Annotated in this window: 19 protein-coding genes (1 of these 19 running past the window's edge); 8 read left to right on the forward strand and 11 right to left on the reverse strand. The window is 55.8% G+C overall.

What is annotated here, in order from left to right:
• From thiE to HUE57_RS06855, 3 genes are read right to left on the reverse strand one after another with little or no spacing between them, the layout of a single operon-like run.
• Positions 1-624: a thiamine phosphate synthase gene (gene thiE, locus HUE57_RS06845; RefSeq protein ID WP_078483647.1), complete on the reverse strand. Its 624-nt coding sequence runs from the start codon at positions 622-624 to the stop codon at positions 1-3.
• Positions 621-1,406, reverse strand: coding sequence for a bifunctional hydroxymethylpyrimidine kinase/phosphomethylpyrimidine kinase (thiD, locus tag HUE57_RS06850; RefSeq protein ID WP_078483646.1), 786 nt, complete (start codon positions 1,404-1,406; stop codon positions 621-623). Before thiD ends, thiE begins: the two co-directional genes overlap by 4 nt.
• A 45-nt stretch (positions 1,407-1,451) precedes the next feature.
• On the reverse strand, positions 1,452-2,024 hold the full coding sequence (locus tag HUE57_RS06855) for a class II aldolase/adducin family protein (protein ID WP_078483645.1): 573 nt from the start codon (positions 2,022-2,024) through the stop codon (positions 1,452-1,454).
• Between the two features lie 240 nt (positions 2,025-2,264).
• Here HUE57_RS06855 and HUE57_RS06860 point away from each other — a divergent pair, with 240 nt between their 5' ends.
• Positions 2,265-2,660: a HesB/IscA family protein gene (locus HUE57_RS06860; protein WP_078483644.1), complete on the forward strand. Its 396-nt coding sequence runs from the start codon at positions 2,265-2,267 to the stop codon at positions 2,658-2,660.
• 10 nt (positions 2,661-2,670) lie between these two features.
• Positions 2,671-3,156, forward strand: a complete 486-nt coding sequence (locus HUE57_RS06865) for an ATP-grasp domain-containing protein (RefSeq protein ID WP_174672943.1) — start codon at positions 2,671-2,673, stop codon at positions 3,154-3,156.
• Positions 3,157-3,231: 75 nt separating this feature from the next.
• Here the strand turns inward: HUE57_RS06865 and HUE57_RS06870 are convergent, their stop codons facing one another.
• Positions 3,232-3,375 carry a hypothetical protein gene (locus HUE57_RS06870; protein WP_174672944.1) on the reverse strand — a complete coding sequence of 48 codons (144 nt, stop codon included), beginning with the start codon at positions 3,373-3,375 and terminating at the stop codon, positions 3,232-3,234.
• 34 nt (positions 3,376-3,409) lie between these two features.
• Between HUE57_RS06870 and HUE57_RS06875 the strand changes: the two genes are divergently transcribed.
• The gene (locus HUE57_RS06875) at positions 3,410-4,216 is read left to right on the forward strand and encodes an ATP-grasp domain-containing protein (RefSeq protein WP_272902025.1); all 807 of its coding nucleotides are present in this window, start codon (positions 3,410-3,412) and stop codon (positions 4,214-4,216) included.
• Here the strand turns inward: HUE57_RS06875 and HUE57_RS06880 are convergent, their stop codons facing one another.
• The 5 genes from HUE57_RS06880 to HUE57_RS06900 all read right to left on the reverse strand — a co-directional run bounded on the left by HUE57_RS06880 (position 4,217) and on the right by HUE57_RS06900 (position 7,958).
• Entirely contained in the window at positions 4,217-4,498 is a 282-nt protein-coding gene (locus HUE57_RS06880) for an oxidative damage protection protein (RefSeq protein ID WP_078483642.1), read from the reverse strand.
• Positions 4,499-4,512: 14 nt separating this feature from the next.
• Complete coding sequence (hemJ, locus tag HUE57_RS06885) at positions 4,513-4,944, reverse strand: protoporphyrinogen oxidase HemJ (protein WP_078483641.1); 432 nt, start codon at positions 4,942-4,944, stop codon at positions 4,513-4,515.
• A 15-nt stretch (positions 4,945-4,959) separates the two neighbouring features.
• Positions 4,960-5,613, reverse strand: a complete 654-nt coding sequence (locus tag HUE57_RS06890) for a DUF4126 domain-containing protein (protein WP_078483640.1) — start codon at positions 5,611-5,613, stop codon at positions 4,960-4,962.
• Between the two features lie 47 nt (positions 5,614-5,660).
• The gene (locus HUE57_RS06895; RefSeq protein ID WP_078483639.1) at positions 5,661-7,412 is read right to left on the reverse strand and encodes a chloride channel protein; all 1,752 of its coding nucleotides are present in this window, start codon (positions 7,410-7,412) and stop codon (positions 5,661-5,663) included.
• Positions 7,413-7,601: 189 nt separating this feature from the next.
• Positions 7,602-7,958, reverse strand: a complete 357-nt coding sequence (locus HUE57_RS06900; RefSeq protein ID WP_174672946.1) for a hypothetical protein — start codon at positions 7,956-7,958, stop codon at positions 7,602-7,604.
• Between the two features lie 49 nt (positions 7,959-8,007).
• On the opposite strand from HUE57_RS06900, the gene argC reads away from it, so the two are divergent.
• The 5 genes from argC (at position 8,008) to HUE57_RS06925 (ending at position 12,055) form a co-directional block, all read left to right on the forward strand.
• Positions 8,008-9,039 (forward strand): N-acetyl-gamma-glutamyl-phosphate reductase, encoded by a 1,032-nt coding sequence (gene argC / locus HUE57_RS06905; RefSeq protein WP_078483638.1) that lies wholly within the window; start codon positions 8,008-8,010, stop codon positions 9,037-9,039.
• Between the two features lie 16 nt (positions 9,040-9,055).
• Complete coding sequence (locus tag HUE57_RS06910) at positions 9,056-9,781, forward strand: DUF6776 family protein (RefSeq protein ID WP_135622182.1); 726 nt, start codon at positions 9,056-9,058, stop codon at positions 9,779-9,781.
• A 127-nt stretch (positions 9,782-9,908) separates the two neighbouring features.
• Positions 9,909-10,334, forward strand: coding sequence for a bactofilin family protein (locus HUE57_RS06915; RefSeq protein ID WP_078483636.1), 426 nt, complete (start codon positions 9,909-9,911; stop codon positions 10,332-10,334).
• A gap of 63 nt (positions 10,335-10,397) precedes the next feature.
• Entirely contained in the window at positions 10,398-10,760 is a 363-nt protein-coding gene (gene erpA / locus HUE57_RS06920) for an iron-sulfur cluster insertion protein ErpA (protein ID WP_078483635.1), read from the forward strand.
• 137 nt (positions 10,761-10,897) lie between these two features.
• The gene (locus HUE57_RS06925; protein ID WP_078483634.1) at positions 10,898-12,055 is read left to right on the forward strand and encodes a citrate synthase; all 1,158 of its coding nucleotides are present in this window, start codon (positions 10,898-10,900) and stop codon (positions 12,053-12,055) included.
• A 14-nt stretch (positions 12,056-12,069) separates the two neighbouring features.
• Here HUE57_RS06925 and HUE57_RS06930 read toward each other — a convergent pair whose 3' ends face one another.
• Positions 12,070-13,185 (reverse strand): anhydro-N-acetylmuramic acid kinase, encoded by a 1,116-nt coding sequence (locus HUE57_RS06930; RefSeq protein WP_078483633.1) that lies wholly within the window; start codon positions 13,183-13,185, stop codon positions 12,070-12,072.
• 22 nt (positions 13,186-13,207) lie between these two features.
• Positions 13,208-14,149 carry the 3' portion of an OapA family protein gene (locus HUE57_RS06935; protein WP_078483632.1) on the reverse strand. 441 nt of this gene lie beyond the right edge of the window, so the window shows 942 of its 1,383 coding nt (coding positions 442-1,383); its start codon lies beyond the right edge, outside the window; its stop codon occupies positions 13,208-13,210.

Genomic DNA, 14,149 nt, shown 5'->3' on the forward strand with positions numbered 1-14,149 from the left:
TCATTTAAATAGTGTTGCAAATCGTTGTGCGGCGGCGCTGATATCTGCTTCGCCAAAGACACCGTTGATCACCGCTACCATATCGGCACCCGCCGAAATGAGCTGCGCGCCATTTTCCGGGGTGATGCCGCCGATGGCAACAATCGGAACGGTTAACTGTTCACGGGCGGTGGTAAGTAGCGCGGGATCGGCAGGTGGCGCCTCGGGTTTTATCTTTGAAGAGAAGAAGCGGCCGAAGGCGACGTAGTTGGCGCCACCCCGCTCTGCAGCGATGGCGAGATCGACATTGTCGTGGCAGGTGATGCCGATGATCGCATCATCTCCGAGCAACGTGCGTGCGCTCTGTAGCTCACCATCCTGCTGCCCGAGGTGCACACCATCGGCACCGATGGCGGCTGCCAATTCGATGTTGTCGTTAATCAACAGTGGGGTGTTGAGTGCACGGCAGAGATTTAGCAGGTCCTGCGCCTCCCACTGGCGGCGCTGTGCATCGTCGCTCTTGTCGCGATACTGGATGATCTTTGCGCCACCCTGAATCGCTGCAGCGACTGCCGGAATCAGTTGATCGTCAGGGGTGAGGCTGCGATCGGTGATCGCATAGAGTCCGTGGAGTGCGGCGCTCACTGCGCGCCCTCTTCTGGATCGTTCCAGGCCCAGAAGAAGCGGTTGGGATGGTGCTGCCCCATGCCGCTGCGGTAGCCGTTTCGCAGACTCTCCCAGGCGTACTCCTGCGCCTCGTTAATGGCAGTGAAGGGCTCAAGCCCCTGTGCCATCAGGCCAGCGATGGCGGCGGCCAGCGTGCAGCCGGAACCGTGGTAGCTGTGTGGCAGGCGCTCCCAGCTGAAACGCTCCAGGCGGCGCATGTTGCCGTAGAGGGTGTTTTCGACCTGCTCACTTTCCTCGTGTGCGCCAGTAATCAGTACCAGTTCGCAGCCGGTTGCGAGGATCTCCTGAGCGCAGGCGTCGAGGGTGTCGGCGTTGGGGGCGAGACGCCGTGCTTCGATCGAGTTGGGGGTGAGAATGGTGGTTTGCGGTAGCAGTAGTTCAACCATCGCCTCGACCATCTCACCGCTGCTGAGCTCGGTGCCACCGCCTGCGGCGAGGATCGGATCGAGAATCACCGGTGTTTCGGGATAGTCGCGTAGCAGGGTATGGATCGCCTCGATATTGCCGATGCTGCCGGTCATGCCGATCTTTACCGCGGCGATCGGCATGTCCTCAAACACGGCACGGGCCTGTTCGATCAGAAGAGTGGTCGGTGTCGGGGCGATGCTGAGTACGTTGTGGGTGTCCTGTACCGTCAGTGCGGTGATGACCGGGGCGGTCTGACAGCCCATGCTGGCGATCGCCTCGATATCGGCGGCGATGCCGGCGCCGCCGGTCGGATCGTTACCCGAGATCGCCATCACAACGGGGACGGGGTGTTTCTCCTGAGTCACAAGCGGGCTCCGTTAACTGTTGTTGGTGGGCAGGGTGCCCGCCTGCTGTGCCAGCCATGCCGTCTTGGCCGAGAGCTCAAAGGAGCAGCTCCACTTGTAGGCGAGGTTGATCGTCTCGGCACAGGCGTAAACGCCGTGACCGCGTACTACCGCTATTTTGTGTTCGGCCAGCTGCTCGGCAACACGGCTGGGTGCTTCGTCGAGGTAGCGGGCGTAGTCGACTGTAACCACCGGGATGCGCTGGAAGTAGTAGGCACCCTCGAAATCGGGCGGAATGAAGTCATCGCCGTTCATGGTCATCGCCACGCTGTGGGCGCCGTGGCTGTGGAGGATGGCGGTGGCTGCTGGGTTGGACTGGTAGACGGCCAGGTGGAGTGCGGTATCGAGTGAGGCCCCCTCGGGTGGTGCGCTCTGCATTGGGCAGCGGATCAGATCGGAGGGGGTGAGGGTGTCAGCGCAGGCGCCGGTCGGGGTGATCCAGATATCCTCATCCACACGCACCGAGGCATTGCCGCTGTGGGAGTCGTTGATGCCGTATTGGCGCAGCCACTTGTAGTGGCGAACCAGATCTTCTCGTGGGTCCATGCCGCTCTCCTGATTTGTGCGCCATAGTATACGTGTAAAGCCCTGCAATGGGCGCTCTGAGGATAGTGAGAAGCGTGCTGAAATCGCCTATATCTAGGGTATGGGCGAACGGCGCCATAACACCGTAGTCTAAGTGGTTATCGGGCTGTGGTTGCAATGGTGTGAGTGTGACGGCACTATCGGCCCATATTGAAACAGCCAAGTCTGCCCTCCCTGTGGGTGGAGATAGAGGTAAGTACGATGAGTGAACAGAGCTATAGAAGTGAGATTACCAATTCCGATCTGAATGTAACCCCTGCAGCACGTGACAAGCTGATCGAACTGCTCGGTGATGTTGAGGATGATGAGGTGAAGGGTGTACGTATCTTCGTCTCCGGCGGTGGCTGTGGCGGTATGACCTACGGTATGACCTTCACCACCATGACCAGTGACTTCGACAGACTCTGGAGCGAGAACGATCTGAACGTCTATGTCGATAGCGTTGCACTTAACTATCTGAATGGTGCTGAGATCGACTTCGTCGAGCAGGGTATGGGTTCCAGCTTCGTCTTCAATAACGTCTTCGCCAGCGTTGGCGGCAGCGGCGGTTGCTCTGCCTGCGGCGCAACCGGAGGCGGTGGCGGCGGCTGCGCCTGAGTAGGCTTGCGTGACAGTGGCATCGCGCCAGCGCGCGCGTCTGCTGCTGGTCGCACCCCACAACAGCTATCGCATTGCACCCTATATCGAGGCGGCCAATCGTCTCGATATCGATTTTCTGGTTGCCTCCGAAGGCAAACACTCTCTGGTCGGCGCCGTGGCCGACGGTCTTCATATCGATCTGAGCGATCCACAACAGGCACTCGAGCGTCTGCTTGAGGCGGCTGCAGAGCATCCCTTTGCCGGTGTGGTTGGCAGTGATGATGCCACTATTGAGATGGCGAGCCGTCTCGCCGCCCAGCTCAATCTCCCTCACAATCCTCCCCAGGCAGCCGTTATCAGTCGGCGCAAGGATCTAGCACGTGCCACCCTTGCGGATGCTGGCGTTCCCGTACCGAAACACTGGCTGCTCGATCTGCGTGATCTCCACGAGAAACAACTCGCTTCTATCGAATTCCCCGCTGACCGCCATGGAGAGCGAAGTGAGGGCGGTTAGTCCCGATAGTCGACGCCGTCTGCCTATTCGTAGTTGAGAGCGCGAGCGGACGACGAAGAAGATGCAGCAGCGGCTTTATGTCGGCGTAGAGTCACTGAGGGAGTTGTGTAGAGCCGCGAAGAGGTGATTACGCAACGTACGCAGGACGGTCGGGCGGGGCGCCGTAGGCATAAATGGTCGCGTTAAGTTTTTGCTGTTTGCTTGGGCTTGGATGCCCAAAACAAACTTTCGATAAAATAGCGACTCCCGATCTGTGGTTAAACCGCTGGCGATGTCGGGCAGTCGTGGTGTGATTCGTGTCGATGATCAGGCGCAGCTCTCTGCCGCTGTCGAGCGAGTACGCCCCATGTTGCGTGATGGGCGCGGCGAGGATGAGCAGAACATGCTACTGGTGGAGGCGTATCTTCCGGGGCGTGAGGTGGCGCTGGAGGGGATGCTACATCGAGGTGAGCTGAGTGTGTTGGCGCTGTTCGATAAACCCGATCCACTCGAAGGGCCCTTCTTTGAAGAGAGCTACTACATCACCCCCTCACGATTTGATGAGGCGACGCAGCAGAGTGTGGCCGAGGTAGTGGTCGCAGCCTGTCACGCCTACGGATTGCAGGAGGGGCCGGTACACGCCGAATTGCGTATAAACGATGCAGGGCCGTGGGTGCTCGAGGTTGCCTCAAGAACCATCGGTGGGCAGTGCGGACGGCTACTGCGTTTTGGTACCGGACGTTCACTCGAGGAGCTGGTATTGAGTCAGGCGATGGGTGAACCGCTGACGCTACAGGCTGATCGTGGTGGTGCTGGGGTATTGATGATTCCGATTCCCGAAGCGGGGTTGCTGCGTCGAGTGGAGGGGTTGATGGCCGCCAACAAGGTGGAGTGGATTGAGGATATCGAGATCAGTGTGCGAGAAGGGTATGAGCTGGTGCCGCTACCGGAGGGTGAGAGCTATCTTGGTTTTATCTTTGCCCGAGCACCGAGCCCAGAGCAGGCCGAGGCGGCCCTGCGCGAGGCGCACGCACATCTGAAGATTGTGGTCGCCCCGCTGATGAAGATAGGTTTCGCCTGATTATTTCTTAGCGCTGGGTGGGCGGAACGCCTGACCGCCGGTGTAGTCGCCCTCATCGAAGAGGAAACCGATCATGTGCTGCTCAATTAGGCCGAGACTACGTGGGTCGGCGGTGCTCAGACCGTTTTCGTTGATCACCATGGTGAGGTGCTCAAGCCACTTTTTCCAACCCTCCTTGGAAACGTTCTCATAGATACGCACACCGAGATCGCCTGGATGTGGCGGCTCGTCGAGTGCTTCAGCATCCTGCTTCAGGACGACACAGGTTACGGTTCTGCTCATGCTAAGTACCTCAATTAGAAGGGTTTGATCTTGACCAGGATGACGATGGCTACCAGTAGCAAGACCGGGAATTCATTAAACCAGCGATAGAAGACGTGACTATGCCGGTTGCGATCTTCGCGGAAGTCTATCAGAAGCCTTCCACAGTAGAAATGATAGCCGATTAACACCACCACCAGTGCCAGTTTGGTGTGCAGCCAGCCCATGCTGGCGTAGGCGGTCCAGGCGTACTCGTAGAGCAGCCAGAGTCCGAGCGCGACGGTGACGATAGCCGATGGGGTCATGATGCCGCGATAGAGCTTACGCTCCATTATCTTGAAACGCTCGATGCCAATCTGATCATCGGCATCGGTCATGGCGTGATAGACAAACAGTCGCGGCAGATAGAAGAGGGCGGCGAACCAGGTGACCATGGCGATGATGTGAAAGGTGATTACCCACTGCATGCGGTCTGTTGCTCCTTATGACTGTCCGTTACTGTTGTCGGGTGGCTGCATCTCCAGGGCCTGCTGCTTGGGGTCGCACCAGCCGAACAGACTGCCGATATAACAGGCGACGCGTCGGATGCCGCGCCACAGCTTTGGCAGCAGCCAGATCAGCAGTAATACAAATACCACCAGACCACCGACAAAGAGCCAGGGATTGTTGAGTGCGATCCAGAGGCCACCAACGGCCGCTACATCCTCGGTGACCGAGGCGGTCCAGTTGGTAAATGGCTCGGGTGATGTGTTGATCAATACGCGGCTGCCCGCCTTGGTGGCGTGGGTGCTGGCGGCGAGTGAGCCACCCGCCAGGATGCCAGCCAGCTCGGCAGCAGGGCCGATCTCGGCCACTGCACCGGAGGCGAGCATCGCGCCAGCGGGAATGCGTATAAATGTATGGATTGAATCCCAGACGGTATCGACGCCCGGTATCTTGTCGGCGAAGAACTCAACGGCATACATCAAACCGGCGGCGCCGATGACCAATGGGTTGGTGACCACTGCCAGCTCGGGCGGCAGATCGACACTACCGGTGGTGCCCATGATGCCGAGCATTAATATAGTGGCGTAGAGGTTGATGCCACTCGCCCAGGCGGCGCCCATGCCGAGGGTTAACGTTTCTATAACACCCATAACTATTCCTCTCCTGTGTAGCTCTCCATTATCGCGCTACTTCGCTCTTAACGATAGCTCGCCTCGACCCGCTCGCGGGTGAGTAGGCCGTGAATGCGCTGCTCGCCTGCTGCATTGAGGGTGTAGACATACAGCGCCTCAACTCCGTGTTGTCCAATCGCCTCGTAGGCCTCCTGCAGTGTTTCACGCAGATGAATGGCGGCGACCTGGAGACGACGGCCGGGAATCTTGATCAGATCGAAGCTTTGCTCGTCGCCCTGTTCCAGGCTGTGTTTGAGATCAGCGGCGGTGAGTGCTGAGACGTAGTGCCCGTCGTCTTCAATCAGGATCCAGTGTGGCGTCTCGGCCAGTAGTATCTCGGCGCTCTCACGGCTTATCTCCCGAGGGTGTGCCGCGATGCCTCGCTCCATCGCGCTGGCGACGCCGACCCGGCGCAGTGACTGAGCGATCGGATCGTTACGGTAATCGAGCCCACGAGCCTTGAGCAGCATCAAAAAGACGGAACCCTTGTTAAAGAGTTCACTGCTGGTCATGCCGGCCGCAATGATTGCCAGCATGCCGGGCAGAATGATGTTGTAGTTGTAGGTGAGCTCCAGTATGGCGACCAGTGCGGCCAGAGGTGCCTGTAGTGTGGCACCCATCATCGCGCCCATTCCGATAATGGCGTAGAAACCCTCCGATGAAATGAAGTGGCTCTCGGGGATGAGTATCATGCCGATGTGTCCCATCGCACTACCTGCCGTGGCACCAATAAAAAGGGTCGGTCCGATCAATCCACCGGGTAGGCCAAGCCCGAGCCCGGCGGTGGTAGCGACCAGTTTGAACAGGGTGATGATCAGCAGGATCGAGATGGAGATGGAGCCCATCATTGCTGCATCGACGGTGTCGTAGCCGATGCCCATGATCTCCGGGGCGGGGATCGCCAGCACACCGACAATCAGGCCGGCAAACATGATGCGTTTCCAGAGCGGTGTCTGCTCAAAGTTGTCGGTAAAGATCTGCAGTAGATGGACAAACAACGCAGCGAGCGTACCGATAACGATGCCGGTGAGTAGGATATAGGGGAGTTCGAGCAGTGAGCCGAACTCGAGTGGCGGAATGATAAAGGCTGGAGCGGAGCCGTAGACCACGCGTGTCAGGGTGGTGGCGCTTACAGCTGCAAGGATCACGGGCGTAAAGCCGGCGATGGTGTACTCCATCATCACTACCTCCATGGCGAAGATAACGCCAGCAAGCGGGGTGTTGAAAGAGGCGGCAATGGCCGCTGCGGTACCGCAGCCGACCAGGGTACGGATGGTGTTGTTGTGTAATCCTAATCCCTGTCCCAACACACTACCGCTAGCCGCTCCGAGATGGACGGCAGGACCTTCGCGTCCCACAGAGTGGCCACTGATGATGCAGATCGCCGCGCTTACGAACTGTGCAACAGCATTTTTCCACGGTAGGCGGCCCTGGTGGTAGGAGAGACGCTCCATGACATGTACGACACCAACCTGACGATCTTCATTCTTGAGCGAGTGGAGTAGCAGGGCAACGATCGCGGCCCCGAAAAGGGGAATCGAGAAACGCATGACCAGGTCGAGAGCTTCGTAATTTTCGGTACTACCCTGTGGAAGGAATGATGCCTGAGTTGTTTCGATCAGAAAGCGGAACAGTATGATCACCCCGCCTGCGCAGAGCCCACTTAATACGCCAAGGATGGCGAATTGGATCAATGCATCTGAGCTTGAGAGGCGGAGGCGCTGATGATCGATAAAGCGTCGATAACGACTGTGATTGGTGGGCGAGTTTTGATTCATCGCGATCAATTATACAGAGGGGGTATCGTTAGTGGAGTCCAACAAAAACAGTAGGAAATTAGGGTAAATACCAATATTATTAATTACTTATATATGGGTCGGGGGTTGACATGTCATATCAAGACAAGTAAATTTCACTTCAAGTTTTGTTGCACAGGCTTAGTAAGGCCGAATAACAAAGCATAAAAATTATAACAATAAGAGCTCACCACCAACGCTGACCGCCATGGAGAGCGAAGTGAGGGCGGTTAGTCCCCGATAGTCGACGCCGTCTGTATATTCGTAGTTGAGAGCGCGAGCGAACGACGGAGAAGATGCAGCAGCGGCTTTATGTCGGCGTAGAGTCACTGAGGGAGTTGTGTAGAGCCGCGAAGAGGTGATTACGCAACGTACGCAGGACGGTCGGGGCGCCGCAGGCATAAACGGTCGCGTGAAGTTTTGCTGTTTGCTTGGGCTTGGATGCCCAAAACAAACTTTCGCAAAAATAGCGACTCCCGGTGCATTCAGCGGCGAAAGCCGCTTTTTCTTTGCCTGAAATCCGGCCAACCCCTATTATCCCCCTTCCTATATAAATGAATGAATCTGGAAGAGATCGATGATCAAGGCTGCAATTGTTGGTGGTACCGGCTATACCGGTGTTGAGTTACTGCGTCTTCTCGCAAATCACCCTGATGTTGAACTGAAGGTTATCACCTCTCGCTCTGAGGCGGGAACGGCGGTGGCTGATATGTTCCCCAATCTACGAGGCCAGGTCGATCTCAAGTTTAGTGAACCCGATCCAGCCAAGTTGGCTGAATGTGACGTCGCCTTTTACGCTACCCCTCACGGAGTAGCGATGGAGGGTGCGCGTGCACTGCTCGAAGCCGGTGTGCGGGTTGTAGATCTGGGTGCCGACTTCCGTATTCAGGATATCCCAGTTTGGGAGCAGTGGTATGGCATGTCACATACAACGCCTGATTTGGTGAAAGAAGCGGTATACGGTTTGCCAGAGGTGAATCGTGACGCGATCAAGGATGCGCGTCTGATCGCCTGCCCAGGTTGTTATCCCACTGCGACCCAGCTCGGCTATCTGCCGCTAATTGAGAATGGGCTGATCGATTCGCGTCGTCTGATTGTTGATGCCAAATCGGGTGTCAGTGGTGCAGGTCGAAAGGCCAGTGTCGGTACGTTGATGTGTGAGGCAAGCGAAAGCATGAAGGCCTATGCCGTGCCCGGACATCGTCATCAACCTGAGATCAGTGAGCGGCTCTCACTGGTAGCAGGGCATAAGGTCGGTCTCACCTTTGTGCCTCATCTGACACCGATGATTCGCGGTATCCACGCCACCCTCTACTCGACCATAACGGGTGATGTGGGTGACCTGCAGACGCTCTACGAAGAACGTTATGCCGATGAACCTTTTGTCGATGTGATGCAGCCCGGTAGCCACCCTGAGACCCGGTCGGTTAAAGGCGGCAACGTCTGTCGTATTGCAATACATCGTCCGCAGGGTGGCGACACCCTGGTGGTGTTGTCGGTGATCGATAACCTGGTTAAGGGTGCATCGGGGCAGGCGATTCAAAATATGAACCTGATGTTTGGGCTCAATGAGCGCGCCGGACTCAATATCGTGCCATTGATGCCCTGAGTGGTTTGGGATTGAGATGAAGGCATATCGAGCCGGTGGGGTAGTCATCAAACAGAGCGCATCGTGGCGCTTGCCAGTGATGGTTGTGATTCTGCTACTACTGGTTGCTACTGGGGTGGGGCTCTACGAGCTCGGAAAGCTGCGCGGAGACCACGATGCGGCGGTTAGTGGCGATGAGCTGCTGCGTTCACAACAACAGCTTGAACGGCTTGGTGAAGAGCGGGGTGCATTAAGCGCGAAGATTGCACTGTTGGAACGCTCTACCCAGGTCGATGGAGAGGCCTATGCCAAGGTGCGCGATGAGTTGGCCATGTTGCAGGCGGAGAATCTCGAGTTGCGCGAAGAGCTCGCTTTCTACCGTAGTATCGTCGCGCCGAAGGAGAGTGGTACTGCGCTTCGAGTGCAGCAGTTTGAACTCAAACGTGCCGGAGAGGGGGATGTTTACCACTACCGCTTGATTGCGACCCAGGTGCTGAAAAAGAGTGCGCTGGTTCGAGGGCGAGTTGAAATGCGTCTTAAAGGTGTGGTCGGTGCCGAAACCAAACTGCTGAAGTTGGAGGAGGTTGCGTTGCAGTCGTCGGGTAAACACAACTTCAAGTTCCGCTATTTCGAGAAGTTTGAGGGTGACTTCAAGCTACCGGAAGGTTTTGTACCGCAGAGTGTCGAGATTGAACTGATTCCGACCACCAAGGGGCGTGATAAGGCGAGTAGTAGCTACGATTGGGATGCACTAGTGGGCTGAGTGCCTCGATCGTGGCGAGAATTGTTCGATGTAGAGCCTTGGTGTAGGGTCTGCAGATGCGATGCGCGGCTGATTGGATGTAGCGACGCAAATTCACACGATAACGTTTCGAATAGACGAGGTTGTTATGTTGGGTAAAAGTAAAAAGAAGAAAAAGACGGCCAAGATCAACTCACTGATCGGGACTAATACCGAGGTGAACGGGGACGTCATCTTCAACGGCGGCCTACATGTGGATGGTAAGGTTAAAGGTAATGTGATCTCTCACGATGACGCGTCAGTTTTGACATTGAGTGACCAGGGCATGATTGAGGGTGAGGTAAAGGTGCCAAACGTTGTGCTAAACGGACGTGTGGTTGGCAATGTCTATGCGTTTGATCATATTGAGCTGGCCTCTAAGGCGAGCGTGACAGGCAACGTCTATTACGATCTGCTTGAGATGGCGATGGGTGCTGAGGTCAACGGTAGTCTGGTGCATCAGAAGGAGCCGATGGGTATTGGCGAACGGCCATCGGTAAAAGAGATTAGTGACGAGCTGGTCAGCGATACTTGATAGAATAGCTTGGTTATTGCATGATTCCGGTAACGATTTGGTTGGAAATTTAGGAGAGGTCGTATGAGTTCCACGACTCTAGAGGTTCAAAAGGTAACGCCACTGGTCTTTAGTGACAGTGCCGCTAATAAGGTTAAGGCGCTGATCGAGGCGGAAGATAACCCGAATCTGATGCTGCGTGTCTATGTGTCGGGTGGCGGTTGTTCTGGTTTCCAGTACGGCTTTACCTTCGATGAAGCGGTGAATGAGGGTGATACCGAGGTTGAGAATGGTGGTGTAAAGCTACTGGTTGACCCGATGAGCTTTCAATACCTGGTTGGTGCTGAGATCGATTACACTGAAGATCTTCAGGGCGAGCGCTTTGTGATCAAGAACCCTAACGCCACCACTACCTGTGGTTGCGGGTCTTCATTCTCGACCACCTAATCAGATCTAATAGCTAATGAGGGGGGGGCGCTTGGCGCCCCCTTTTTGATTGTGGTTGAGTGCGGATTTCTTGAGCTAAGCTGTAGTGTATAGAGGGCGGCTAGGCCGTCAGACAGTAAGAATTTGGAGATGTAGTCATGAGCGAATATCTACCCGGCTTGGCAGGGGTACCGGCGACCAAGTCAAATATCTCGGATATCGATGGTGAGAAGGGCATTCTTACCTATCGCGGTTACTCGATCGAAGAGCTGGCCAAAAACAGTACCTTTGAAGAGACGGCACTGCTGTTGCTGGACGGTGAACTGCCGACTGCGGCTGCCTTGAGTGATTTTGATGAGCAACTGCGTGAGAATCGCCGGGTGAAGTTCCATATCCGCGGTATGATGAAGAATCTGCCTGACAGTGGACACCCGATGGAGATGTTGCAGACCGCTATCTCCTCAATCGGTATGTACCACCCTGGAAACGAGTGTCTGACCGGTAGTGACACCTGTACCGATCTCAACTATGTGCACAATATGACCGTCACGATCCTTGCTCATATGGGTACGCTGGTAGCGATGTGGGAGCACATCCGTAACGGTTATGACCCGCTTCCACCGCGCACCGACCTCAGTTACGCCGAGAATATGCTCTTTATGTTTACCGGCAAGGAACCCGACCCGCTGCTGGCTGAAATTCTTGATGTCTGCCTGATTCTGCATGCCGAGCACACCACAAACGCCTCGACCTTCTCGGTGCTGGTGAACGCCTCAACGCTGGCTAGTCCCTATAGCGTGATAGCGGCTGCAATCGGTGCTCTCTCAGGACCTCTGCACGGCGGTGCCAACCAGCGGGTGTTAGAGATGCTCGAGAAGATCGGTTCCCCGGATAAAGCCGAGACGTATGTCGATAAGCGCCTTGCCAATAAAGAGGTGATCTGGGGTATGGGTCACCGTGAGTACAAGACCAAGGATCCGCGTGCCAAGATCCTGCAGAAGTTGGTGACGCGCCTGATTGCGGCACGTGGCGGTGATGCCAATCCGATGCTGGAGATTGCCACTCGGGTTGAGCAGGTGGTCGAGGATCGACTGGCTGAGAAGGGGGTCTATCCCAATGTCGACTTCTACTCAGGCATTCTCTATCAGGAGATGGGCATTCCAGCCGATCAGTTCACTGCGATTTTTGCCGTCTCACGTGCGGCTGGCTGGCTTGCTCACTGGCGTGAGCAGTTGGGAGATAACCGAATCTTCAGGCCGACTCAGGTCTATACTGGTGAGAGTCTGCGCGGCTACACCAAGATCGACGAACGTTAAAACCTCCAGTACGGTCAACCGCCTGGGTGGATCGCACCGAGGACTGCGGGGTGGTTCGCACCTGTGACGGACGGCAGGTTCCCTGGTTTGTTGTCTAGTGTTTGTGCTGCAAGCCAGGCAAAGGCCATCGCCTCTACCCAATCTGGATCGACACCGTGCTCGGCGGTCGTTGTTACTTGGTAGCCGGGTAAGTTGTTGTTAATCGCATCAAGAAGTGCCGAGTTATGGACACCACCTCCGCAGATAATGAGTTCTGAGCCTATCGCAGAACAGCTACGCGCGGCATCGCAGAGGGTCGCTGCAGTGAGCTCGCAAAGGGTGCGCTGAACATTTGCGATGGGTATCTCTCGTTGCTCATTGGCCAGGATGGCGTCGAGCCAGTCGATGTTAAACAACTCTCTGCCTGTGCTCTTCGGTGGTGCAAGGTCAAAGTATGGTTCGCTGCTTAGAGCGGCTAACAGTTGCTGGTCGACCTGACCGCTCCTGGCCCAATTACCATCAAAGTCGAGTGGGCTGTCGAGGTGTCTCGCTGCCCAGCTATCCATCAGTACGTTTCCAGGTCCCGTGTCGAAGCCGAGTATCTCGTCATCGGATGATGTGGTGAGCCTGGTGATGTTAGCAATGCCGCCAATATTTGCGATGACGCGCTCTCTATTGCTGCTGCGTAGCAGTGCAGCATGAAAGGCGGGTACCAGTGGTGCGCCCTCACCGCCAGCTGCAATATCACGACTGCGAAAGTCAGCGACGGTGGTAATACCGGTTCGCTCAGCTATCAGGCTCGCATTGCCAATCTGCATCGAAAACGGGTGTTTGCCGGAGGGTGAATGAAAGATGGTCTGCCCATGTGACCCGATTGCTCGGACTGCATCGAACGTATATTCACTCTTCTGGAGGAGCTGCTCGACAGCCTCGGCAAAGAGTTCACCGCAGGCTGTATCGGCCTCACCAAGATGCTGCAAAGAGGTGTTTGGATCTTTGCATAGTGTTAACAGATCATGGCGTAGGCTGATTGGCCAGTCGTGGTTGTGGGTTGCGATGAGCTTGCATTGGGTGTCATCAAGCTCAATAAGTGCGGCATCGATGGCGTCCAGGCTGGTGCCGGACATCAAACCAATATAGAGCGATGGCATAAAAATATTATGTAAGTTCTGGCTAGTTGATATTTAACGCGACACGGGTGCGCTTAAGGCTGTCGAGTTGAGAGACCAGCGGTTCAGCCTGTTTTAAGAAGGCCTGCATCTGTTTGCGTTCTATAGGTCGCGCTTCCGGTAGTTTTACAGTTAACGGGTTTCTGTGAACCCCATTTAGCCTGAACTCATAATGGAGGTGAGGGCCGGTTGCGAGACCGCTTTTTCCGACATAACCGATGGTATCGCCCTGTTTTACCCGGCTACCCGATTTTTTACCTTTTCGAAATTTCGAGAGGTGGGCATAGAGGGTGCTGTATTTGGTGCCGTGCTGAATGACCACGGTTCGTCCATAACCGCCTTTTATGCCGCGGAAGGAGATTTTTCCATCGCCTGCTGCCTTAATAGGCGTGCCTGTGGATGCGGCATAGTCGACGCCACGGTGTGGGCGCTTCTTGCCCAGTACGGGGTGGTAGCGTTCGCGGGTGAATTTGGAGCTGATGCGCCTGAAATCTACCGGAGAGCGGAGGAACGCCTTACGCATGCTCTTGCCGTCCGGGGTGTAGTAGTGGCCATCGCTGAAACGTATGGCACGATAGCTCTTATTTCGGTTGATGAACTCTGCCGCGAGAATGTTGCCGTTGGTGATTTTATCTCCGTCGCGGTAGAGCTCTTCAAAGATGACAAGGAATGAGTCGCCCTCGCGAATGTCGAGGGCAAAGTCGATATCCCAGCCGAAGATACCTGCGAGCTCCATTATAAGGTTGTCACTCAGGCCGGCATCCTTGGCTGAGAGGTAGAGTGAGTTTTCGATAGTGGCACTGGCAGAGCTGTGAAGTCGCTCCAGTGGCATATCTATATGCTCGGCCTGAAACTGCTTTTTATCGTTGCGGGAAATCAGGAGTCGTTTGGTATCGCTATATTCGTAACTGAGTTGATTGAGGTCATTCTCTTCGGTCAGATCGAA

The organism is Candidatus Reidiella endopervernicosa, assembly GCF_013343005.1.
In the GTDB taxonomy this organism is placed as follows: domain Bacteria; phylum Pseudomonadota; class Gammaproteobacteria.